The 21,549-nt window shown below is 71.1% G+C and carries 21 protein-coding genes; 2 read left to right on the top strand and 19 right to left on the bottom strand.

Annotated elements, in window-relative coordinates; genetic code table 11:
* Positions 1–52: 52 nt before the first annotated feature.
* The 3 genes from KVF89_RS16855 to KVF89_RS16845 all read right to left on the bottom strand — a co-directional run bounded on the left by KVF89_RS16855 (position 53) and on the right by KVF89_RS16845 (position 3,532).
* Positions 53–385 (bottom strand): hypothetical protein, encoded by a 333-nt coding sequence (locus KVF89_RS16855; RefSeq protein WP_257427241.1) that lies wholly within the window; start codon positions 383–385, stop codon positions 53–55.
* 175 nt (positions 386–560) lie between these two features.
* A complete protein-coding gene (locus KVF89_RS16850; RefSeq protein ID WP_257427240.1) occupies positions 561–1,280 on the bottom strand; it encodes a response regulator transcription factor in 720 nt (239 codons plus the stop codon).
* Positions 1,277–3,532, bottom strand: a complete 2,256-nt coding sequence (locus KVF89_RS16845) for an ATP-binding protein (protein WP_257427239.1) — start codon at positions 3,530–3,532, stop codon at positions 1,277–1,279. The genes KVF89_RS16850 and KVF89_RS16845 overlap by 4 nt, the downstream gene beginning before the upstream one ends.
* A gap of 54 nt (positions 3,533–3,586) precedes the next feature.
* Between KVF89_RS16845 and KVF89_RS16840 the strand changes: the two genes are divergently transcribed.
* A complete protein-coding gene (locus tag KVF89_RS16840) occupies positions 3,587–3,871 on the top strand; it encodes a TFIIB-type zinc ribbon-containing protein (RefSeq protein WP_257427238.1) in 285 nt (94 codons plus the stop codon).
* Here the strand turns inward: KVF89_RS16840 and KVF89_RS16835 are convergent.
* Both KVF89_RS16835 and KVF89_RS16830 read right to left on the bottom strand, forming a co-directional pair.
* Positions 3,852–4,799, bottom strand: a complete 948-nt coding sequence (locus KVF89_RS16835; RefSeq protein WP_257427237.1) for an SdpI family protein — start codon at positions 4,797–4,799, stop codon at positions 3,852–3,854. The two genes, KVF89_RS16840 and KVF89_RS16835, sit on opposite strands and share 20 nt — an antisense overlap.
* Entirely contained in the window at positions 4,796–5,158 is a 363-nt protein-coding gene (locus KVF89_RS16830; protein ID WP_257427236.1) for a GntR family transcriptional regulator, read from the bottom strand. Before KVF89_RS16830 ends, KVF89_RS16835 begins: the two co-directional genes overlap by 4 nt.
* 51 nt (positions 5,159–5,209) lie before the next feature.
* Between KVF89_RS16830 and KVF89_RS16825 the strand changes: the two genes are divergently transcribed.
* Positions 5,210–6,592 (top strand): class II fumarate hydratase, encoded by a 1,383-nt coding sequence (locus KVF89_RS16825; protein ID WP_257427235.1) that lies wholly within the window; start codon positions 5,210–5,212, stop codon positions 6,590–6,592.
* Positions 6,593–6,608: 16 nt separating this feature from the next.
* On the opposite strand, the gene KVF89_RS16820 is transcribed toward KVF89_RS16825, so the two are convergent.
* The 14 genes from KVF89_RS16820 to KVF89_RS16755 form a co-directional block, all read right to left on the bottom strand.
* The gene (locus tag KVF89_RS16820) at positions 6,609–6,920 is read right to left on the bottom strand and encodes a hypothetical protein (protein ID WP_257427234.1); all 312 of its coding nucleotides are present in this window, start codon (positions 6,918–6,920) and stop codon (positions 6,609–6,611) included.
* Between the two features lie 109 nt (positions 6,921–7,029).
* On the bottom strand, positions 7,030–7,419 hold the full coding sequence (locus KVF89_RS16815) for a hypothetical protein (protein WP_257427233.1): 390 nt from the start codon (positions 7,417–7,419) through the stop codon (positions 7,030–7,032).
* 62 nt (positions 7,420–7,481) lie between these two features.
* Positions 7,482–8,186 (bottom strand): response regulator, encoded by a 705-nt coding sequence (locus KVF89_RS16810; protein WP_257427232.1) that lies wholly within the window; start codon positions 8,184–8,186, stop codon positions 7,482–7,484.
* Positions 8,183–10,384, bottom strand: coding sequence for a sensor histidine kinase (locus KVF89_RS16805; RefSeq protein ID WP_257427231.1), 2,202 nt, complete (start codon positions 10,382–10,384; stop codon positions 8,183–8,185). The genes KVF89_RS16810 and KVF89_RS16805 overlap by 4 nt, the downstream gene beginning before the upstream one ends.
* Before the next feature lie 51 nt (positions 10,385–10,435).
* Complete coding sequence (locus KVF89_RS16800) at positions 10,436–11,122, bottom strand: aggregation-promoting factor C-terminal-like domain-containing protein (RefSeq protein ID WP_257427230.1); 687 nt, start codon at positions 11,120–11,122, stop codon at positions 10,436–10,438.
* A 198-nt stretch (positions 11,123–11,320) separates the two neighbouring features.
* The gene (phoH2, locus tag KVF89_RS16795; protein ID WP_257427229.1) at positions 11,321–12,670 is read right to left on the bottom strand and encodes an RNA 5'-3' helicase PhoH2; all 1,350 of its coding nucleotides are present in this window, start codon (positions 12,668–12,670) and stop codon (positions 11,321–11,323) included.
* 198 nt (positions 12,671–12,868) lie between these two features.
* Positions 12,869–13,603 carry a tRNA (guanosine(46)-N7)-methyltransferase TrmB gene (trmB, locus tag KVF89_RS16790; protein WP_257427228.1) on the bottom strand — a complete coding sequence of 245 codons (735 nt, stop codon included), beginning with the start codon at positions 13,601–13,603 and terminating at the stop codon, positions 12,869–12,871.
* A gap of 92 nt (positions 13,604–13,695) precedes the next feature.
* Positions 13,696–14,889, bottom strand: coding sequence for an elongation factor Tu (gene tuf, locus KVF89_RS16785; protein WP_257427227.1), 1,194 nt, complete (start codon positions 14,887–14,889; stop codon positions 13,696–13,698).
* Between the two features lie 115 nt (positions 14,890–15,004).
* Entirely contained in the window at positions 15,005–17,077 is a 2,073-nt protein-coding gene (fusA, locus tag KVF89_RS16780) for an elongation factor G (protein ID WP_372497937.1), read from the bottom strand.
* A 140-nt stretch (positions 17,078–17,217) separates the two neighbouring features.
* On the bottom strand, positions 17,218–17,688 hold the full coding sequence (gene rpsG, locus KVF89_RS16775; RefSeq protein WP_141800194.1) for a 30S ribosomal protein S7: 471 nt from the start codon (positions 17,686–17,688) through the stop codon (positions 17,218–17,220).
* A 1-nt stretch (position 17,689) separates the two neighbouring features.
* Complete coding sequence (gene rpsL, locus KVF89_RS16770; protein WP_257427225.1) at positions 17,690–18,064, bottom strand: 30S ribosomal protein S12; 375 nt, start codon at positions 18,062–18,064, stop codon at positions 17,690–17,692.
* 238 nt (positions 18,065–18,302) lie between these two features.
* A complete protein-coding gene (locus KVF89_RS16765; protein ID WP_257427224.1) occupies positions 18,303–19,760 on the bottom strand; it encodes an NCS2 family permease in 1,458 nt (485 codons plus the stop codon).
* A complete protein-coding gene (locus tag KVF89_RS16760; RefSeq protein ID WP_257427623.1) occupies positions 19,757–21,019 on the bottom strand; it encodes an MFS transporter in 1,263 nt (420 codons plus the stop codon). Before KVF89_RS16760 ends, KVF89_RS16765 begins: the two co-directional genes overlap by 4 nt.
* A gap of 50 nt (positions 21,020–21,069) precedes the next feature.
* Positions 21,070–21,519: a MarR family winged helix-turn-helix transcriptional regulator gene (locus KVF89_RS16755; RefSeq protein WP_257427223.1), complete on the bottom strand. Its 450-nt coding sequence runs from the start codon at positions 21,517–21,519 to the stop codon at positions 21,070–21,072.
* Positions 21,520–21,549 lie beyond the last annotated feature (30 nt).

Raw genomic sequence — 21,549 nt, 5'->3', positions numbered from 1 at the left:
CCGCTACGAACAGAGCGCCTCGCGCCACGTCTCCGCCGGCAAGATGTGTGCGTCAACGGTAGTAGTACCAAGCGCCCGTGGCGACGTAGCCCGGCGGGCAGGTCGCCCGGGAGGTCGCACCGCTGGTGCGGATGTTGGGGCCGTAGACGGACCTGGTGTCCCAGGAGCCGGAGCACCGGACACCCACATACACGTTGACAGACCAGGACCTCGCTGGCGAGGGCACCCAACAGGTCACTTGACCGTAGTCCTGCCACCAGCCGTCGTGGACCGCGGTTCGACACGAGGTCGGTGTGTTGTAGCCCCCGGTGTCGTCACCGGCATGAGCAGTCGGCACGGTCGGTGCGCCGAAGAACAGGGCGGCGACGCCGATCACGGTGGTCATGACGACCCTGATTGAGCGGGACGTGGAGCGCATGGGCTTCCCTTCCGGTGCACCCACGGCCGGCAACGCCTCCGCGAGCGAGATTGACTGAACGCCGCGACGATACGTCGAGCCGGGACCGGTCGTCAGGTCGGTCATTGTCCTGTCGGCAGATTCACCGACGCGCGCCACGGCCTCAAGTCCCGTCCCTGCGGGACCCTGGTCGAACCGCGAAATAGCCGTCGGCGGCGGCCTCGCGGACCGCCTCGACCGTGTTGCGAACGGTGCGTCCCAGCAAGCGGTACTGCTGGAAGACCCGCTCGACGTACGTCGAGACCGTCGATTCCGAGATGGGCGGGTCGAACGAGCGGGCGATTGAGCGGCGGGTGTGCCCGTCGGACAGCAGTTGCAGCACTTCGAGCTCCCGCGGCGCGAGGCGGGCGCACATCTGATCGTCGGTGACCAAGGCATGCGCCAGCTCGCTGGACGTGGCCAGTCCTACCTCCTCGACCTGCTCGAGAACCGACACGATCTGCTCGATGGGGTCGGACTTGAGAATGAGACCGACAGCACCGGCCTCGACCGCGCGTCGCAGGGGTACGGGACGACTCTCGCTCGTCAGCACCACGCAGCGGACGCCACGACCGGTGAGCGTCCCGATCAGGTCGTGGGTATCGCCAGCGTCACCCAAGTGCAGGTCGACCAACGCCAGCGTGGCGGGGCGAGCGGCGTTGTCGAGCAAGGCGACCAGGTCGCGCGCGGTGCTCGTCGAGCCGAGCCAGTCAAACGGGAAACCACTGCGTCCGAGCGCCGAGCGCAGGCCCTCGAGCACCACCGGATGATCGTCGACGGCGACGATCGCCATCGGCTCGTCACCGGCGGTAGCCGCCAGCCCGGGAGGCACGTCGGCGTTCACACCGCCCATCCTTCGCTGTCCGCGGGCCCTTGCCAAGTCGGCTGATGCACCGACTCTGCGGCGGGAGCGTGGCGAGGCTCCACCGTGAGGACCTGCTGATCAGTCCCGCCGTGAGCGTCGACTCCCAGAACCGAGAGCCGCCACCCCGATCCGCGGCGACGTGCCGTCACGGTCAGGCGCACTGGCGGCCTGCTTTCGGTCGCAGTCGCGACGAGCTGAGCCAGTGTGCGGTCCGTGTCGGTGTCCAGCTCGGCCGCGAGGTGTACGGCGACGGCGATGCCCCGGTCACGCGCCGCATTCACGGCGCGACGGGTGGCCGGCAACGCGGCGAATGTCAGTCCTTCGCGGAGTCGTTGCTCTGTCGCTGCCGCCTGACGACGCACCCGATCGTCAGCAGAGTTGATCGATCCCGCTGCCAGACCGTCGAGCAGCGCCGGAGCAGTAGGGTCCAGGTCGGTCACGAAGCGCCGCAGGATCGAGTCGTTGTCGGCTGCCCACCGGTCACCGGACATAGCCTCCGCGGCTTGCACCTCCTCGCCGGCTCGACGGATGAGTGCACCCATCACGGCACCAGCGCCGGCACCGATGAGCGGCGCGGCCAGAATCACCCACCATGCCGACGACCACTCGAATCGTGTCGCCAGGACACCCAACACGGTGCAGGCTAGGGCAGCTCCGACGGCCAGGGCCTGCCATCGAGGCCGCACTGCCCACACCACGGCGACCACGGCCGCTGCCGAGGATCCCGTGCCGAAAAGCCCCGGGTCACTGGCATTCGTCGGCACTGCTGCACCGGCCACCGCCACGGAGGCGACCATCCAGACGGCGAACAGCGCGGTGCCCGCCCCCGACAGCCGACGCCATGGGATCCACCAGATGAGGGCCAGAACGGCGACCACGATCCCTGCGGCGCCAGCGAGTCCCCATGCCGGCCGACGCAGTCCGTCGGCCGCACCCACAACGGCGATCAGATTGGCCAGGGGGTGCACGGCCGTGGGCCACAGCAACCAACGGACCGATGCCACGCCGAGCCCCGGCGGAGCGGTTCCCGTCCGCGGCGCGGCCGGTGGGCGCCAGCTGAGAGTCACGACGGTGCCTCTGCCCGGCCCGGAGCGAACCGTTGCCGTGCCTCCAACGGCCCGCATCCGGCCGCGGATCGAGCTGGTGACGCCGCGGCGGTCGTCAGGGACCGTCGCGACGTCGAAGCCGCGACCTTCGTCGATCACCCGGACCCGCACACCGGCCGACAGCGGAAACGGACTGCTGATCTCCACCACAGCGACCCGCACGTCGGCATGTCGAGCCACGTTGCGCAGCGCCTCGGCGAGCGCCGCGGCCATCGCCGCGCCGATCACCCGCGGCACGATCACCACCGACGAGCCGCTCACCCGGACCGTGAGCGCGCCGGCATGCGCCGCCACCACGGCGGAGACCAGCTCGCCGATCCCCTGGCCGGATCTCTGGTCCGCCTCCGCGCCCTCATCCGCATCGCCATCGAGCCGGCGATGGAGGGCAGATGCGGTCTCGCGGCACGCCCGCGCGCTGACATCCGCCCGGTCCATTGCCACCATCTGCAGCACCGGGAGCACATGGTCGTGCACCTGGCGCGCAGCCTCTGGTCGGGCCCGGCGTAGCGCAGCCACGTGCGCCGCCGCTAGCCGTTCGGCGGCACCGGGAAGGTCGGCCTGATCAACAAGATCGGCCACGTGAGCGATTGCCCACAGCACGGCGGCACAGACCGCGACCATGGCGAAATGATGGGCAGGCTTGGTCACCACCGCGCCTATGGGGGCGCCCCCGTCGGACGGCCGAGTGCAGAACATGCCGACCGTCGCGACGACGAGCGGCAAGCAGCCCACGAGAAAGCTCCACTCGCGAGCCATCCCGTCGATGATCAGGACGCAACCCAGGAGCGTGGCCGTGGTGAGTGGCCACCACGACGTCGACCACGTTTCCGGCGGAGTCAACCAGGGTGCCGCGACGACGGCGGTGCCGAGCAACAACACGACGCCGGCATGCCAACCCACCGCGAGTCGGGCCGCACGGCGGTGGGCGAGTACGGCGGCGAACGAACCGCTGGTGACCAGCCCGGCGCCGATCCCCGTGCCTACCGGATGCGCCGCGGCGACCGACCACCACTCGCCGACCTGCAGCAGCAGCGTGAGTACCACCAACGCGGTCACCATCGGCTGCCGTCCCGCCACCACCCGGCGCCGCCACGCGGCGACCCGTGGCGGCGGGTCGGCTGACATCCGTCCATCCTTGCATTCGGGAACCCGATGCCGCGCCGGCGCGTTGGACCAGGCATGCGCTGCCCCAACGACGAGTCCACGCTGGTGATGAGCGAGCGGAACGGCATCGAGATCGACTACTGCCCCCAGTGCCGGGGCGTGTGGCTCGACCGTGGCGAGCTCGACAAGATCATCGACCGCTCCGCCGACCTGCCCCAGCCCGCGCCGCAGCAGCAGGCGCCGCAGCAGAAGCAGTACGACAACTACCGCGAGCCGCGCCAGCAGCAGTACCCGCCGCAACAGCAGGGCTACTACAAGAAGCGCAAGCGCGAGTCCTGGCTCAGCGAGCTGTTCGACTGAGCCGGACCACGAGCGCGTTCACCAGCTCGGCGGCAGGCTCCGGCCGGTCCACCGTCGCCGCGAACCGCTGCCCGTCCCGGAGCGTGAGCACGAGCCCCTCGCCCCGGCGCGCCACCGCCGCACGGCCCCGCGTGGTCCGCCGGTAGCCCCACCCGCCCCAGCGGAGCGGCTCGATGTCGCCCGCCTCGGCCGAGGCGATGTCGGCCAGGCCGACCCGGACCCGCGGCCACTGGGCCGGTCCCCACGAGACGGCGACGCCGGCGTCGTCGACGCGGACCGTGACCACGTGGACCCAGGCGACCGCGATCGCGGCGAGCCCGGCGGCGAGCGCCGCGGGCCAGACGGCGAACCACAGCGGGACCGTGCCCAGGCCGAGCACGACCCCCAGGACCAGCAGGGCGCGGGAGCTCGCCTGACCGACCCAGGCCACCCGCTCGCCGTCGGCCAGCGCGAGGGTCGCGCTCTCGGCCGGCAGCGGCTGCTCACGCCAGACCGGGCTCGGCAGCAGGCGGTGGACCACCAGCGCGGCGACGAACGGCAGCAGTGTCGCGAGCAGGATCGTCACGAGCGGCAGCCGGACGTCCGCGGCCCGAGCGGCGTCGGCGGACGCGACGAGCGTCGCCGCATAGAGCGCAGCCGGCAGCCAGGCGAGCCAGGTGGCACCGGCGGCGCCCAGCGACGCCAGCGCCGAGCGTCGGCCGGAGGCGGCGACGAGGCCGAGCGCGAGCGCCGTCGCCGCACCGACCACCGCGAGCACGACGACGGTGAAGACGGGCAGGGCGAGGGTGCCGTCGACGTCCCCGGCGAGGTCCCAGTGGGTCGGCACCGGGTCGGGGACGTCCCCGCGAAGGGCGAGACCCACTCCGGCGGCCCAGACGGGCGCCTGGAGCACGACGAGAGCGGCGAGGAGCTGGCGGGGGCTGGTCATGGGAGGGCCTTCCGGATCTCGTTGACGAGTTCTTCGGGGGTGATGCCGATGCGGGCGGCACGATCGAGCAGGTCACGCACCTCGCGCCGGAGCGCGACGCGTTCCCGGTCGGGCTCGGCGAGGTCGCTGCGCACGTGCGCTCCGCGCCCGCGGCGGAGGTCGACGATCCCCTCGTCGCGCAGCGCCGCGTAGGCGCGCAGCACGGTGTGCATGTTGACGTCGAGCGCGGCCGCCAGCTCCCGGGCGGGCGGCAGCTTGTCGCCGCCCCGCAGGCTCCCGTCGATGACCGCCGCGCGCACCTGCGCCGCGATCTGATCGGCCAGCCCGAGGGGGCTGGCGGGGTCCACGCGGATCAACATGTTTGCATCATACTAGAACAATCCAATCAGCGACCTGGGTAGGCTCGAACGGTGAGCGACTTCCGCACCGAGCACGACTCCATGGGCGAGATCCGGGTCCCCGCCGACGCCCTGTGGCAGGCCCAGACCCAGCGCGCCGTCGAGAACTTCCCCATCAGCGGTACGCCGATCGAGCCGGCCCTCATCCACGCACTGGGCCACGTGAAGGCAGCGGCCGCCGCGGCCAACGTCGAGCTCGGGGTGCTCGACCCGGCGCTCGGGGGCGCCATCGCGACGGCGGCACACGCGGTCGCCGACGGCCGCCACGACGACCAGTTCCCGATCGACGTCTTCCAGACCGGGTCCGGCACCAGCTCCAACATGAACGCCAACGAGGTCATCGCCTCGCTGTGCGCGCGTGAGGGCGTGGTCGCCCATCCCAACGACCACGTCAACGCCAGCCAGTCGAGCAACGACACCTTCCCGACCGCGATCCACGTCGCGGCCACCCTGGCGGTCGCCGACGACCTGGTGCCGGCCCTCGGACGGCTCGCGACATCGCTGGGCGCCAAGGCCGACGAGTTCGCCGGCCTGGTGAAGTCGGGACGCACCCACCTGATGGACGCGACACCGGTGACGCTCGGCCAGGAGTTCGGGGGCTATGCCGCGACCGTCCACTACGGCGTGGAGCGGCTCACCGCCGTCCTCCCCCGGGTCCGGGAGCTCCCGCTCGGCGGCACGGCGGTCGGCACCGGCATCAACACGCCGCCCGGCTTCGCGGCGGCTGCCATCGAGGCGTTGAGCGTGGCGACCGGCCAGGTGTTCACCGAGGCCCGCAACCACTTCGAGGCGCAGGGGACCCGAGACTCCCTCGTCGAGCTCAGCGGGGTGCTGCGCACGATCGCCGTCGGCCTCACCAAGATCTGCAACGACCTGCGCTGGATGGGCTCCGGACCGACGACCGGCCTGGCCGAGATCCACCTGCCCGATCTCCAGCCGGGCTCCTCGATCATGCCCGGCAAGGTCAACCCGGTGCTCCCCGAGGCGACCCTCATGGTCTGCATGCAGGTGATCGGCAACGACGCCGCCGTCACCGCGGCCGGCGCCAGCGGCAGCTTCGAGCTCAACGTCGCCATGCCGGTCCTGGCCCGCAACGTCCTCGAGTCGATCCGGCTGCTCGGGCGGGCCTGCGTCACGCTCGCCGAGCGGTGCGTCGACGGGATCACGGCCGACGCCGACCGGATGCTCCGCTACGCCGCCTCGTCACCGTCCGTCGTGACGCCGCTCAACAAGCACCTCGGCTACGAGGCCGCGGCCAAGGTCGCCAAGCAGGCACTCGCCAGCGGCAGCACGATCCGCGAGACCGTGCTCGCCCTGGGGTACGTCGAGCGCGGCGACCTCACCCTCGAGGAGCTCGACGCCGCGCTCGACCTGATGTCCATGACCCACCCCTAGGGGCGCAGGAGCCGGCTCAGGCTCGCTTGCGCCCCGTCAGCGCCGCCGCCACGATCACCGCGACCGCGGCCACCCCGACCTGCCACAGGTGGCGCAGCCAGTCGATCCCGTTGGTGGCGTTGTCCCAGGTGGCCTCGTGGTTGTCGAACGGCTTGTTGTTGTGCCCGAAGAGCACCCAGTAGAGCAGGCTGCCGACGAGCATGCCGACGACACCGCACGCGACCGTGAGCCACAGCGGGAACTTCGTCCGGTCCCCGGGCGCCACGGCCTTGCCGATGAGTCCGATGATCGTGCCGCCGACCAGGGTGACGATGATGGTCCAGAGCATGAGCGAGCCCCTTCTGTCATGTGGGGCACCCGGACGCCCCGGCTAGGCGCCATCATGCACCGCCACGGCCCCGAGTTGGGGACCTGAGCGCGACGAGCCCGCGCGTCGGTCAGTAGATGACGATCTGCCGGACCGTGACGGTGTAACCCGTGATGCCCACGTTGTTGAGCCACTTCCGCTCGAACTTGCCGAAGCTCCGCTTGTCCAGCCGGGACGAGCCGGGCCGCTGGTAGAGTACGTAGCCGGCATTGTTCCCGGAGTCCAGCATCCGCTGGCCGGGCAGGTTGACGTAGCGCGTCCCGGGATTGGCCCAGCAGCTCGACGGGCCCCAGCCGAAGGGGTCGGCTCCGATGCTGAGCGGGTTGGGCGTCCAGAAGGTGCAGGGTTCGATGGCCTGGGCCGGCGCCGCCTGGACGACGCCGATCGAGGCCGCCGCGGCGAGCGCGGCCACCGCCCCGGCGATCCGCCGCCTGATCCGTCCTGCTCGCTTCGTCGACATGGAAACCTCCTGAAGTCACGGTGGGTGGACGCCCACGACGCTAGAGATCTGCGAGTAACGCGTCAGGTCGGGTCTTCTGCCGTCGGTGGATCCACCGACACCGGCCGCGCGGGCTCGCCGAAATAGCCGTCGGCCGTGGCCTCACGGACCGCCTCGACCGTGTTGCGCACGGTGCGGCCGAGCAGCCGGTACTGCTGGAAGACCCGTTCGACGTAGGTGGAGACGGTCGACTCGGAGAGGGGCGGGTCGAAGGCACGCGCGATCGAGCGACGGGTGTGGCCGTCGGCCAGCAGCTGCAGGACCTCCAGCTCACGGGGCGCGAGCCGGGCGCACACCTGCTCGTCGGTGACCAGCGCGTGGGCCAGCTCGCTGGACGTCGCCAGCCCGGCCTGGTCGACCTGCTCGAGCACCGACACGATCTGCTCCAGCGGGTCCGACTTGAGGATGAGCCCGACAGCGCCGGCAGCCACCGCCCGCCGCAGCGGGACCGGGCGGCTCTCACTGGTGAGCACCACGCACCGGATCCCGCGGCCGGTGAGAGTCCGGATCAGGTCCTCGGAGTCCGACCCGTCGCCCAGGTGCAGGTCCACCAAGGCCAGGTCGGGCTCCTGCTCGGCCTCGTCGAGCAGGAGGTGGAGCGCGGCCGCCGTCCGCGCCGAGCCGAGCCACCGGAACGCGAAGCCCCGGCGCTCCAGCGCCGAGCGCAGCCCCTCGACCACGACAGGATGGTCGTCGACGGCCACGATGGCGATCGGCTCCGTCGTCATTCTCCCGATCCTTCCCCGGCGGACGACCCCGGCCAAGTCGGCTGATGCACCGACCCGCCGACCGGTGTCAGGGTGATCACCCGGTGCTCGACCGCATCGCCGGGACCGGCCCCCAGGACGGACAGCCGCCACCCGGCTCCGGAGCGCCGCGCGCTCACCGTCAGCCGTACGCCGGGCGCGGCGCGGCCGGTCGCATCGTCCACGAGGCGGGCCAGCGCGGCGTCCTCCTCGGCGCCGAGACCGACCGCCAGGTGCAGCACCACGGGCACGCCGGAGTCCCGGGCGGCACCGACGGCCTGGTGGGTGCGCGGAACGTGCAGGAAGGTGAGCCCCTCACGGAGCCGCTGCTCGGTGGCCACGGCCGCCCGCCGCACCGCTTCGGCCGCCGGGTCGATCGAGCCGTCGGCCAGCCCGTCGAGCAGCGCCGGCGCGGCCGGGTCCAGCTCGCCGACCAGTCGCCGTAGCGCCGAGCTGTCGGTGCCGGAGAGCCGGTAGCCGGCCAGCATGCCCGCGGCGAGCACCTCGCGGCCGGCCCGGCGGATCAGCGCGCCCATCACCGCGCCAGCGCCCACGCCGACCAGCGGCGCCACGAGGACGACCCACCAGGCAGGTGACGGCGTGAACCGCGCCACCAGGACGCCGAGCACGGTGAGCATCAGGGCGAGGCCGGTCAGCAGCGCCGGGCGGCGCGGGCGCACCGCCCCGATCACGGCGACCACCGCGGCCGCCGACGACCCGGTGCCGAACAGCGACGGATCGCTCGCCCCGGACGGCACCGCCGCGCCGGCCGCGGCCACGCAGACCACCATGCCGAGGGCGGCGGACGCCGTACCGGCACCCAACAGCGGGCGCCGCGGGATCCGGTGAACCAGGAACAGCACGAGCGCGAGCAGACCGGCCGCACCGCCGATCCCGAGCCCCGGGTGGCTCAGGGAGCCCGCCGTCGCGACGACGGCCACGACGTTGACCGCCGGGTGCACCGCCGCCGGCCACAGCAGCCGACGGGCACCGGCGGGACCGAGGGCGGCCGGCGCGGTCCCGGTCCGCGGCTCGGGCGGCGGTCGCCAGCCGAGCGTCACGGTGGTGCCCCGGCCGGGAGCGGAGGCGATGGCGGCGCTGCCACCCAGGGCGCGCATCCGGTCGCCGATGGAGCCGACGACGCCGTGCCGGTCGGCCGGGACGTCGGCCAGGTCGAAGCCGCGCCCCTCGTCGATCACCCGGACCCGGACCCCGGCGGCCAACGGCAACGGGCTGCCGATCTCGACCACCGCCCCGGTCACGCCGGCGTGCCGGGCCACGTTCCGCAGCGCCTCGTCCACCGCCGCCACCAGCGTCTCGCCCACCAGCCGCGGCACGATCGCCGCCTGCGCACCGCGGAGCTGGACCCTCACGGCTCCGCTGGGGAGGGCGCGGACCACGGAGACCAGGTCGACGATGGCCGGCTCCGAGGCGCTCCCCCGGCGCAGCGACCGGGCGCCCTCGCGGCACGCCACGGCGCTCACGTCGGCGCGCTCCATCGCGACCAGCTGCAACACGGGCAGCACCCGGTCGTGCACCTGACGCGCCACCTCCGGCCGGATCCGGCGCAGTGCGGCCGCCCGGGCCGCGGCCAGTCGCCCCGCCTCGCCCGGCAGGTCCGCGTGGTCGACGAGGTCGGCGACGTTCGAGACCGCCCACACCACCGCGGCGCAGACCCCGATCGTCCCCAGGTGGTGAGCCGTCTGGGCCACCACGGTCCCGATCGGGAACGCGCCGTCCGCCGGTTCGGTGAGCGCCAGGCCGACGGCCGCCAGCGCGACCGGCAGGCAGCCGGCCAGGACCGACCACCGACCGCCGATCCGGTCGATCACCACGAGGCAGCCCAGGAGCGACGCCGTGGTCAACGGCCACCAGGGTGACGACCACGACGCGGGCGGAGTCAGCCACGGTCCGGCGACCACGGAGACGCCCAGCAGCAGCACCGCGACCGCCTGCCAGAGCCCACCGCGCCGGCTACCTCCGCGCAGCGCCGCAGCCGCGCCGGCAACGGTCAGCCCCGCGGCGAGCGCCGTACCGACCGGTGCCGTGGGCGCGAGCGTCCACCAGTCACCGGCCTGGACCAGCAGGGTCAGGCCGACCAGGACGGCGACGACCGGCTGCCGGCCCGCCCGGATCCGCAGCCTCCAGACCGCGATCCGCGGCGCGGGGTCCAGGCGCATCGCAGCATCCTCGCACCCGCCCGGTGCCGTTGCCCCGTGACGGGGCCCGACTCAGTACCAGCCCACCGACTCGCTGTGTCCCCACGCGCTGCAGGGGCTGCCGTAGCGGCCCTTGATGTAGCCCAGGCCCCAGCGGATCTGGGTCGCCGGGTTGGTGGCCCAGTCGGCACCGGCGGTGGACATCTTGGAGCCGGGCAGCGCCTGTGGGATGCCGTAGGCGCTGGAGGTCGGGTTGTCGGCGTTCCAGCGCCAGTTGGACTCACGGGTCCACAGCGAGTCGAGGCAGCCGAACTGGCTGGAGGAGAAGCCGAACTCGCCGAGGAGCGCTCGAGCGATGTCGCGCGGGTCGGAGTCGGAGAGCTCGCGGCTGTCGGTGATCGCGGCCGTCCGGGAGCCGTCGAGGTCGGCAGACTTGGCCGGGACCGCGGCGGGACGCAGGTCGTCGCGCGAGAGCACCGGCTCGCGACGCTCGGTCGCGTCGGACGAGAGCGCCGTGGCGCCGACGTTGGCGATCGCGTCGAGATCGGCGGACCCCGCCGCGCCCGCGGCGGCCGGAGCCGCCTGCTGGCCGGCGAGGCCGGCGGCGACGGAGGCACCGGTGACGGCCACCGCGACGGACGAGAGCACGACGACGTTGCGGGCCGCCTTGCGCGGGGCCTGCGCGATGTGGGCGTGCTTGGGCGCACCGCGATGCTTGGGTGCGCGCCTCTTCGGCGGCTGCGGCGCGTTGTTCGTCAAGGGCTCGGATTCGGGCTCGGCGACATGGGCACGGCCACCGCCCGATCGGGCCCGACTCACGGTCATCGCCGCCGGCGGCCAGCGACCACCCTGCCTGACGGAGAGTGCTCACGCAAACCGAACGGCCGATTTCCCCAGCCTCTCCAGCACCGCTGGCACCGTGGATCACACGAGTCACACCAGCGTCACCGGGAGAGCTCACACCACGACGTTCTCCAGCATCTCCGTCACCAGGGCGGCGATCGGCGAGCGCTCGGAGCGGGTCAGGGTGACGTGGGCGAAGAGCGGGTGCCCCTTGAGCTTCTCGACGACCGCCACGACGCCGTCGTGGCGTCCCACGCGGAGGTTGTCGCGCTGGGCGACGTCGTGGGTGAGCACCACCTTGGAGTTGGCACCGATCCGCGAGAGCACGGTGAGGAGGACGTTGCGCTCCAGCGACTGCGCCTCGTCGACGATGACGAAGGAGTCGTGCAGCGAGCGGCCCCGGATGTGGGTCAGCGGGAGGACCTCGAGCATGCCGCGGTCGAGGATCTCGTCCACCACCTCGCGCGAGGTCAGCGCGCCGAGGGTGTCGAAGACGGCCTGGGCCCAGGGCGACATCTTCTCCGACTCCGAGCCCGGCAGGTAGCCGAGCTCCTGGCCGCCGACGGCGAACAGGGGGCGGAAGACGACGACCTTCTTGTGCTGTTGGCGCTCCATCACCGCCTCGAGGCCCGCGCACAGGGCGAGCGCGGACTTGCCGGTGCCGGCCCGGCCGCCCAGCGAGACGATCCCGACCTCCGGGTCGAGCAGGAGGTCGAGGGCGACCCGCTGCTCGGCGCTGCGGCCGTGGATCCCGAAGGCCTCGCGGTCGCCGCGGACCAGGTGCACCTGCTTGTCCGGGCCGACCCGGCCCAGCGCGGTGCCGCGGTCCGAGAGCAGGACCAGGCCCGTGTGGCAGGGCAGCTCCCGGGCGTCGGCGAGGTCGAGCGTGCCGTCGTCGTAGAGCTCGTCGAGCTCGGCGGCGCCCACCTCCACCTCGGCCATGCCGGAGTAGCCGGTGTCGGAGTCACTGGTGGTCTCGCCGCGGTACTCCTCGGCGTCCAGGCCCACGGCGGAGGCCTTGATCCGCATCGGCAGGTCCTTGGAGACCAGCGTGACGTCGTACCCCTCGTCGGCGAGGTTGCGCGCGACCGCGAGGATGCGCGTGTCGTTGTCACCGAGGCGGAAGCCCGAGGGCAGGGACGAGGCGTCGGTGTGGTTGAGCTCCACGCGGACGCTGCCGCCCTCCTCGCCCACCGGGACGGGCGTGTCGAGGCGGCCGTGGCTGACCCGCATCTCGTCCAGCATCCGCAGTGCGCTGCGCGCGAAGTAGCCCAGCTCGGGGTGGTGGCGTTTGGCCTCGAGCTCGGTGATCACGACCACCGGCAACACGACCTCGTGCTCGGCGAACCGGCGCAGGGCGGCCGGGTCGGCGAGCAGGACGCTGGTGTCGAGGACGTAGGTACGGCGGCGCTGCGTGCTGGTCTGGGCCTCATCGTGCTGGGCCTCATCGTGATGGATTCCCACGACTCACCTCACCGGACCGCGCGCCCCCAGGGCCACCCGGCCCTATCCCTGGTAGACGGACCGGGGTGCGCGTTCGTGGTTCGTCACGTTCGGCCTCCCGATGTGGCCGGCTTCCCCGCCTGCCACTGCTTGCGAAAGTACGCCTCGCACCCAACGGATTCGGGCGACACGCCACGGCGAGCGTGTGAACGCTGTGTGTCAGACGCGGCGGTAGGCGAGATCGGTGATGGCACGGCCCTTGGCCAGGCCCTTGCGCTCGAACTTCGTCACCGGCCGCTCCGCCCAGCGCTCCACCACGCCGCCCTCGAGCGCCGGCTCGGCGTCGAGGACCTCGACCATCTGCTCGGCATAGTCGGCCCAGTCGGTCGCCAGGCGCCACAGCGCGCCGCGCGCCAGCCGGGAGGCGATCACGGCGGCATGCTCCGCGTTGACCAGGCGCCGCTTGTGGTGCCGGGTCTTGTGCCAGGGGTCCGGGAAGAAGGTCCACAGCTCGCTGATCGTGCCGGTCGCGATCAGGTGCTCGAGCGTCCAGACCGCGTCGACGCCGCTGAACCGGACGTTGGTCGCACCGCTCTGCGCCACCCGGCTCAGGCCCTCGGCGACACCGGGACGCCAGACCTCGAGCGCGAGGACGTTCACCTCCGGACGAGTCGCCGCGAGGGCCGCGGTCGCCTCCCCCACGCCACCGCCGATCTCCACGACGAGAGGAGCCTCGCGCCCGAACCACCGGGTCCAGGAGAAGTCCGGGTCGTCGACCGCCTCCTCGGGGATCACCCAGCGGTCGGCGTAGGTGTCCCAGGCGGCCTGCTGCCTCGGGGAGAAGCGGCTACCGCGACGGGTGTAGGTGAGCACCTCACGCATCCGCCGGCCGTCCTCGGTCTGCTTGTGGTGCGGTCGTGCCGGACGCACGCCCCCGTTCGTCTGCTCAGCCACCCGACCATTCTCCCGGCTGACCTGTCCCTGTCGAAAATGCAGGAGACCCCCTGCCGCCGAAGCAGCAGGGGGTCTCCCCGAAGCAGGTCAGATCACTTGGTGATCTTCGTGACCCGGCCGGCGCCGACGGTGCGGCCACCCTCGCGGATCGCGAACTTCAGACCCTCGTCCATGGCGATCGGCTGGATCAGCTCGACCGTCATGTCCGTGTTGTCGCCCGGCATGACCATCTCGGTGCCCTCGGGAAGGGTCACGACACCGGTCACGTCGGTGGTGCGGAAGTAGAACTGCGGACGGTAGTTGTTGAAGAACGGCGTGTGACGGCCGCCCTCCTCCTTCGAGAGGATGTAGACGCTCGCCTCGAAGTTGGTGTGCGGGGTGGTGGTCCCCGGCTTCACCACGACCATGCCGCGCTCGACGTCCTCGCGCTTGGTGCCGCGCAGGAGCAGACCGACGTTCTCACCGGCCTGGCCCTCGTCGAGCAGCTTGCGGAACATCTCGACACCGGTGACGGTCGACTTGATCGAGGTGTCGCGGATGCCGATGATCTCGACCTCCTCGTTCACCTTGACGACGCCGCGCTCGATGCGACCGGTGATGACGGTGCCACGACCGGTGATCGTGAAGACGTCCTCGACGGGCATGAGGAACGGCTTGTCGATCTCACGCTCGGGCTGCGGGATGTACTCGTCCACGGCGCTCATCAGCTCGAGGACCGACTTGCCCCACTTCTCGTCGCCGTTCAGCGCCGGGAAGGCAGCAACGCGCACGACCGGGACGTCGTCGCCCGGGTACTCGTACTCGGAGAGGAGCTCGCGCACCTCCATCTCGACGAGCTCGATGAGCTCCTCGTCGTCGACCATGTCGCACTTGTTGAGCGCGACGACCAGGGCGGGGACGCCGACCTGGCGGGCGAGCAGGACGTGCTCACGCGTCTGCGGCATCGGGCCGTCGGTCGCGGCGACCACCAGGATCGCGCCGTCCATCTGGGCGGCACCGGTGATCATGTTCTTGATGTAGTCCGCGTGACCGGGGCAGTCGACGTGCGCGTAGTGGCGCGCCTCGGTCTGGTACTCGATGTGAGCGATCGAGATCGTGATGCCGCGCTGGCGCTCCTCGGGAGCCTTGTCGATCTGGTCGAACGGCGAGGCCTCGTTGAGGTCCGGGTACGCGTCGTGCAGGACCTTCGAGATGGCCGCGGTCAGCGTGGTCTTGCCGTGGTCGATGTGACCGATCGTGCCGATGTTGACGTGCGGCTTGGTCCGCTCGAACTTCGCCTTAGCCACTGGGGCTCCTCCTGGTGTGTTGTTACTTGACTCGTACTAATGGGGTGGTGCGCCGAGGGTCTGCCTTGAGTCCCCGAGTGTCCGGGGGTCCACGGGGGCGAAGCCCCCGTGTGTGCTACTCGCCGCGCGCCTTCTTGATGATCTCGTCGGCGATGTTCGTGGGAACCTCGGCGTACGAGTCGAACTCCATCGAGTACGACGCCTGACCGGAGGTCTTGGACCTCAGGTCGCCAACGTACCCGAACATCTCGGACAGCGGCACGAGGGCGGACACGACGATGTCGCCGTGACGCTCCTCCTGCGCGCGGATCTGACCGCGACGGCTGTTGATGTCACCGATGACCGTGCCGAGGTAGTCCTCGGGGGTGGTCACCTCGACGGCGAACATGGGCTCGAGGAGGCACGGGTTCGCCTTGCGAGCGGCCTCCTTGAACGACTGGATGCCGGCGATCTTGAACGCGAGCTCGGACGAGTCGACGTCGTGGTAGGCGCCGTCCTCGAGCGTGAACTTCACGTCGACCATCGGGTAGCCGGCGAGGACGCCGAACTCCATGGCCTCCTGGCCGCCGTTGTCGACGGACGGGATGTACTCGCGCGGGACGCGACCACCCGAGACGTTGTTGATGAACTCGTAGCCCGCGCCGAGACCGGTCTCGGCGTCGATGTTCGGCGCCAGCGAGATGACGACCTTGGCGAACTGGCCCGAGCCACCGGTCTGCTTCTTGTGCGTGTAGCTGTGGTTCGACACGGTGCCGCGGATGGTCTCGCGGTAGGCGACCTGCGGCTTGCCGACCGTGGCCTCGACCCTGAACTCGCGCTTCATCCGGTCGACGAGGATCTCCAGGTGGAGCTCGCCCATGCCGGAGATGATGGTCTGGCCGGTCTCCTCGTCGGTCTTGACGACGAAGGTGGGGTCCTCCTCGGCGAGACGCCCGATGGCGACACCGAGCTTCTCCTGGTCGGCCTTGGTCTTCGGCTCGATGGCCACCGAGATCACGGGCGCCGGGAAGGTCATCGACTCGAGCACGACCTGCTTGGACGAGTCCGAGAGGGTGTGCCCGGTACGGGTGTCCTTGAGGCCCATGACGGCGACGATCTGGCCGGCGCCGACCGAGGCGATCTCCTCACGCTTGTTGGCGTGCATCTGGTAGACCTTGCCGATCCGCTCCTTGCGGCCGTTGCTCGTGTTGAGCACGGTGCCACCGGCCTCGAGCTTGCCGGAGTAGACGCGGACGAAGGTCAGCTTGCCCAGGTGCGGGTCGGCGGCGATCTTGAACGCCAGCGCGGCGAGGGGCTCCTCGGACGACGGCTTGCGGACGACCTCGTTCTCCTCGGTCTCCTCCGTGCCCGGCTTGTGGCCGACGATGCCGTCGACGTCGAGCGGCGACGGCAGGTAGTCGACGATCGCGTCGAGCAGGGGCTGGACGCCCTTGTTCTTGAACGCGGTGCCGGTGAGGATCGGGTTGACCTTGTCGGCCAGCGTCGCACGGCGGATGGCGGCCTTGAGGGTCGGCACGTCGAACGTGTCGCCGTCCTCGAGGTAGGCCTCCATCACGTCGTCGTCGGCCTCGGCGAGGGTCTCGACGAGCTTCTCGCGGTACTCCGCGGCCTTGTCCGCGAGGTCGGCGGGGATCTCCTCGACGACGTAGTCCTCGCCCTGCTGGGTCTCGCCACGCCACACCTTGGCGTTCATCTCGACCAGGTCGACGACGCCGATGAAGTCGCCCTCGGCGCCGATCGGGAGCTGCATCACCAACGGGGTGGAGTTGAGCTTCTGCACGATCGAGTCGACGACGCGGTAGAAGTCCGCGCCGGTCCGGTCGAGCTTGTTGACGAAGCACATCCGCGGGACGGCGTACTTGTTGGCCTGACGCCACACGGTCATGGTCTGCGGCTCGACGCCGGCAACGCCGTCGAAGACCGCGACGGCGCCGTCGAGGACGCGCAGCGAGCGCTCGACCTCGACGGTGAAGTCGACGTGCCCGGGGGTGTCGATGATGTTGATCTGGTGCTTGTTCCACCAGCAGGTCGTCGCGGCCGACGTGATCGTGATGCCGCGCTCCTGCTCCTGCTCCATCCAGTCCATCGTGGCGCCGCCATCGTGGACCTCACCGATCTTGTAGGTGATGCCGGTGTAGAACAGGATGCGCTCGGTGGTGGTGGTCTTGCCGGCGTCGATGTGCGCCATGATGCCGATGTTGCGGACGGCGTTCAGGTCCGTCGTGATGTCGACTGCCACGTGAGTCAGCGTTCCTTAGGTCGGTGCTGGTTGTTTGGGTGGATGGGCAGGTGCCGTACGGCGGAGCCGGGGCTCCGCCGTACGGGTGGTCACCAGCGGTAGTGAGCGAAGGCCTTGTTGGACTCGGCCATCTTGTGGGTGTCCTCGCGCTTCTTCACCGCGGCGCCGAGGCCGTTGGCCGCGTCGAGGATCTCGTTCTGCAGGCGCTCGGCCATCGTCTTCTCGCGACGCTCCTGGGCGTAGCCGACGAGCCAACGCAGCGAGAGCGTCGTGCCGCGGTTGCCCTTGACCTCGATCGGGACCTGGTAGGTCGCGCCACCGACGCGGCGGGACTTGACCTCGAGCGCGGGGCGCACGTTGTCGAGCGCACGCTTGAGGGTGATGACCGGGTCGACGCCGGTCTTCTCGCGAGTGCCTTCGAGAGCGGAGTAGACGATCCGCTGAGCGACCTGCTTCTTGCCGTCCTGGAGCACCTTCGACACCAGCTGGGTCACCAGCTGCGAACCGTAGACCGGGTCGACGTCGATCGGGCGCTTCGGCGCGGGGCCCTTGCGCGGCATGTCAGCTCTTCTCCTTCTTGGCACCGTAGCGGCTGCGAGCCTGCTTACGGTTCTTCACGGACTGGGTGTCCAGCGCGCCGCGGATGACCTTGTAGCGGACACCGGGCAGGTCCTTCACACGACCGCCGCGGACGAGCACGATCGAGTGCTCCTGGAGGTTGTGACCCTCGCCCGGGATGTAGGCGGTGACCTCGACGCCGCTGGAGAGGCGCACGCGGGCGACCTTCCGGAGGGCGGAGTTCGGCTTCTTGGGGGTGGTGGTGTAGACGCGGGTGCACACACCGCGTCGCTGGGGCGAACCCTTCAGGGCAGGCGTCTTGGTCTTCGACACCTTGTCCTGGCGGCCCTTGCGGACCAACTGCTGAATGGTGGGCACCTGATGGTTCCCTTTCGTATCTGTTCTCTCGGCTCGACACGGTGCCGGGCTCGGGGGTGATGCGTTCATGCGGAGTGCCGGAGCACCCCTCGGCCACCGCGACCGCCGGAACGGCTGGTGCGAGGGCATGCTCAATGTGCCGGGTGGCCCCAGGCACGAGATTCGAGATTACCGGCCGCCCAAAGGCGGGTCAAAATGCGGCACACACGCCTGGGGCCCGCCGCCGAGCCGTGCGGTCTCAGGTCAGCCACCGGGTGATCGGGTCGATCGCGAAGTAGACCACGAACAGGCCGGCCACGACCCACAGCAGCGGGTGCAGCTCACGGGCCTTGCCGCGCACGACCTTGAGGAAGGCGAAGGACACGAATCCGGCCCCGATCCCGACCGTGATCGAGTACGTGAACGGCATCAGGGCGATGGTGAGGAAGGCCGGGATCGCGATCTCCACGTCGTCCCAGGAGATGCCGGTGATCTGCTGCATCATCAAGAAGCCGACCAGGACCAGCGCCGGTACCGCCGCCTCGGACGGGATCATCGCGACCAGCGGCGACAGGAAGATGGTGACCAGGAAGAGGGCTCCGGTGACGACCGCGGCCAGGCCGGTGCGAGCACCCTCGCCGACCCCCGAGGCCGACTCGATGTACGACGTGTTCGACGAGACGCCGGCCGCACCGCCCGCGATCGCCGCGACCGAGTCGACGACCAGGATGCGCTCGGCGTGCGGCGGCACGCCGTCCTCGTCGAGCAGCTCGGCCTCCGCGCCGATGGCGGTCATCGTGCCCATGGTGTCGAAGAAGTCGGCCAGCATCAGCGAGAAGACGAGCAGCAGGACGGTGACCACGCCGGCCTTGTCCCACGAGCCCAGCAGGTTGAACTCGCCGAGCGTGCCGAAGTCGGGCGCGTGGAAGGAATCGGGCCAGGCCGGGACGGTGAGCGCCCAGCCACCGGCCTGCTCCGCGGACCTGCCGAGGTCGCCGATCGCCTCGACGACGACCGCGACCGCCGTCATGACGACGATCGAGATCAGGATCGCGCCCCGCACCCGGCGCACCCACAGCGCCAGCATGAGCAGCAGGCCCACGACGAACACCAGGACCGGCCAGCCACTGAGGTTGCCGTCGGTGCCGAGCTGCACGGGGACCGTCGTCTGCGCCGCGTCGGGGATCCGCCCCACCACGCCGGCGTCGACGAACCCGATCAGGGCGATGAACAGGCCGATGCCCACCGAGATGGCGACCTTGAGCTGCGCGGGCACGGCGCGGAAGACCGCGGTGCGGAATCCGGTGAGGACCAGCACCAGGATGAGGACACCCTCGATCACCACCAGGCCCATCGCGTCGGCCCAGGTCATCTGGCTGGCCACGGCGAACGCGAGGAAGGCGTTGAGCCCCAGGCCGGTCGCCAGGGCGAGCGGGAAGTTCGCCACGACGCCCATCAGGATCGTGAGGACGCCGGCCACCAGCGCCGTGCCGGCGGCGATGGCCGCCAGGTTCGGCTCACTGCCGCCGCCGAGGTACTTGCCGTCGATGTCGGTCGCGTAGCCGAGGATCAGCGGGTTCAGCACGACGATATAGGCCATCGTGAAGAACGTGACGACGCCACCGCGGATCTCCCGGCCGAGGCTGGAGCCCCGCTCGGAGATGCGGAAGTAGCGGTCGAGCGGGTGGGTCGATGCGACGGGCGGGACCGAGTTCACGGCCGAAGCATGGCAGGAGCGACGGCCGGGGTCGAGCCGGTGGTCGCCCCGAGGGGCGACGGCCCGGCGCCCGCCGCGGTCCGGCGCACCAGCACCGCCAGCCCGACGCCGACCAGGACCAGGGCACCGCCGAGGATCAGGGTCCACCGGGCACCGAACTGCTCGCCGACCCAGCCGATGAAGGGCGCGCCGAGCGGCGTGCCGCCCATCACGATGGTCATGTAGATCGCCATCACCCGCCCGCGCAGGGCCGGCGCGGACTCGATCTGGAGCAGTGCGTTGCAGGAGTTGAGCACGGTGATCACCGAGAAGCCGAGGAGCGGGCACAGCAGCACGAAGGTGAGGTACGTCGGCACCAGGCCCGCCACGATCTCGGCGACGCCGAACACCACCGCCGCACCCATCAGCAACCGGACCCGGACCTGGGAGCGACCGGCCGCGACCAGGGCGCCGGACAGGGAGCCGACCGCGAGCACGGACCCGAGGACGCCGTACTCCTCCGCGCCCTTGCCGAAGACCTCGGTCGCCATGAGGGCCGAGGTGATCTGGAAGTTCATGCCGAAGGTGCCGATGAAGAAGGCGAGGACGAGGATCATCAGCATCTTGGGCTGGCCGCGCAGGTAGCTCACGCCCTCGCGGAGCATCCCGGGCGTGCGGGCGGCGGGGCGCGGGGACTGCAGGGTGGCCTCGTCCATCCGACGCAGCTGGGCGATCACGGCGAGATAGGACACCGCGTTGGCGAGGATCACCCAGCCGGTCGCGTGCATCCCGCCGCCGCCGAGGCCGATGAGCAGGCCGGCGAGGCCGGGACCGACCAGGCGGGCGGTGTTGAAGGCGGCCGAGTTCAGGCTCACCGCGTTGGCGACGTCGTCGGCGCCGACCATCTCCGAGACGAAGGCCTGGCGGGCCGGACCGTCGAAGGCCGCGCCGATGCCGAAGACGAAGGCGAGCAGGTAGACGTGCCAGGTCTCGGCCGCGCCGAACGCGGCGATCAGGCCGAGGGCGAGCGAGGCGAGGGCCATCACGGCCTGTGTGATCTGGAGGAGGACCCGCTTGGGGATGCGGTCGGCCACGACGCCGGCGTACGGCGAGAGCAGCAGGACCGGCAGGAACTGGAGGCCGGTCGTGATGCCGAGGGCGGCGCCGCCGTTGCCGGGGATGGTCAGGACCAGCCAGTCCTGAGCGACCCGCTGCATCCAGGTGCCGACGTTCGACACGATGCTGCCGGCGAAGTACAGGCGGTAGTTCGGGTGGGCCAGGGAGCGGAATCGGGGGCTCGTGGGGACTCCTTCGGTTCAGTCGGGCGTGGTCAGTCGGCCTCGGCGAGGCGCTGGAGGATCGGGGCCGCGCGACGCAGGACGTCGCGCTCCTCCGGAGTCAGGTCGGCGAGCCGGCGCGAGAGCCAGCGGTCGCGACGGGCGACGTCGGCGGCCACGACGGCGCGGCCCGCGTCCGTGATCCGTACGACGACCTGCCGGCCGTCGCTCGGATGGGGGTGCCGCTCGACGAGCTCCGCGTCGGCGAGCGCGGTGATCGTGCGGGTCATGCTCGGCGGCTGCATCTGCTCCTGGCCCGCCAGCGCCCCGACCGTGAGGTCGCCCCGTCGGCCCAGGGCATAGAGCACCGCCATCGACGTGACGCCCAGGTCGTTGTCGGGGTGCCGCTCGCGCAACAGCCTCCGGCGCAGCCGCACCACGGCGAAGCGGAGCTCGGTGGCGAGCCCCGCGTTGCTGCGCACGTGCTTCTCGAGAGTCGGCATATCGTTAGCATAAGTCATTACCTCTGCTAA

This window comes from Nocardioides carbamazepini (assembly GCF_024614185.1).
Taxonomy (GTDB): Bacteria; Actinomycetota; Actinomycetes; order Propionibacteriales; family Nocardioidaceae; genus Nocardioides; species Nocardioides carbamazepini.
This window is presented reverse-complemented; position numbering and strand designations above follow the sequence as displayed.

What these genes read in the sequence shown, in the direction of transcription:
- KVF89_RS16830 (WP_257427236.1), bottom strand. Translation starts at nt 5,158, where the DNA reads ATGTTGATCCGCGTGGACCCCGCCAGCCCCCTCGGGCTGGCCGATCAG.
- KVF89_RS16820 (WP_257427234.1), bottom strand. Translation starts at nt 6,920, where the DNA reads ATGCTCTGGACCATCATCGTCACCCTGGTCGGCGGCACGATCATCGGA.
- KVF89_RS16840 (WP_257427238.1), top strand. Translation starts at nt 3,587, where the DNA reads ATGCGCTGCCCCAACGACGAGTCCACGCTGGTGATGAGCGAGCGGAAC.
- KVF89_RS16845 (WP_257427239.1), bottom strand. Translation starts at nt 3,532, where the DNA reads ATGTCAGCCGACCCGCCGCCACGGGTCGCCGCGTGGCGGCGCCGGGTG.
- rpsG (WP_141800194.1), bottom strand. Translation starts at nt 17,688, where the DNA reads ATGCCGCGCAAGGGCCCCGCGCCGAAGCGCCCGATCGACGTCGACCCG.
- KVF89_RS16755 (WP_257427223.1), bottom strand. Translation starts at nt 21,519, where the DNA reads ATGCCGACTCTCGAGAAGCACGTGCGCAGCAACGCGGGGCTCGCCACC.
- KVF89_RS16810 (WP_257427232.1), bottom strand. Translation starts at nt 8,186, where the DNA reads ATGACGACGGAGCCGATCGCCATCGTGGCCGTCGACGACCATCCTGTC.
- fusA (WP_372497937.1), bottom strand. Translation starts at nt 17,077, where the DNA reads ATGGCGCACATCGACGCCGGCAAGACCACCACCACCGAGCGCATCCTG.
- KVF89_RS16815 (WP_257427233.1), bottom strand. Translation starts at nt 7,419, where the DNA reads ATGTCGACGAAGCGAGCAGGACGGATCAGGCGGCGGATCGCCGGGGCG.
- KVF89_RS16855 (WP_257427241.1), bottom strand. Translation starts at nt 385, where the DNA reads ATGACCACCGTGATCGGCGTCGCCGCCCTGTTCTTCGGCGCACCGACC.
- KVF89_RS16805 (WP_257427231.1), bottom strand. Translation starts at nt 10,384, where the DNA reads ATGCGCCTGGACCCCGCGCCGCGGATCGCGGTCTGGAGGCTGCGGATC.
- KVF89_RS16835 (WP_257427237.1), bottom strand. Translation starts at nt 4,799, where the DNA reads ATGACCAGCCCCCGCCAGCTCCTCGCCGCTCTCGTCGTGCTCCAGGCG.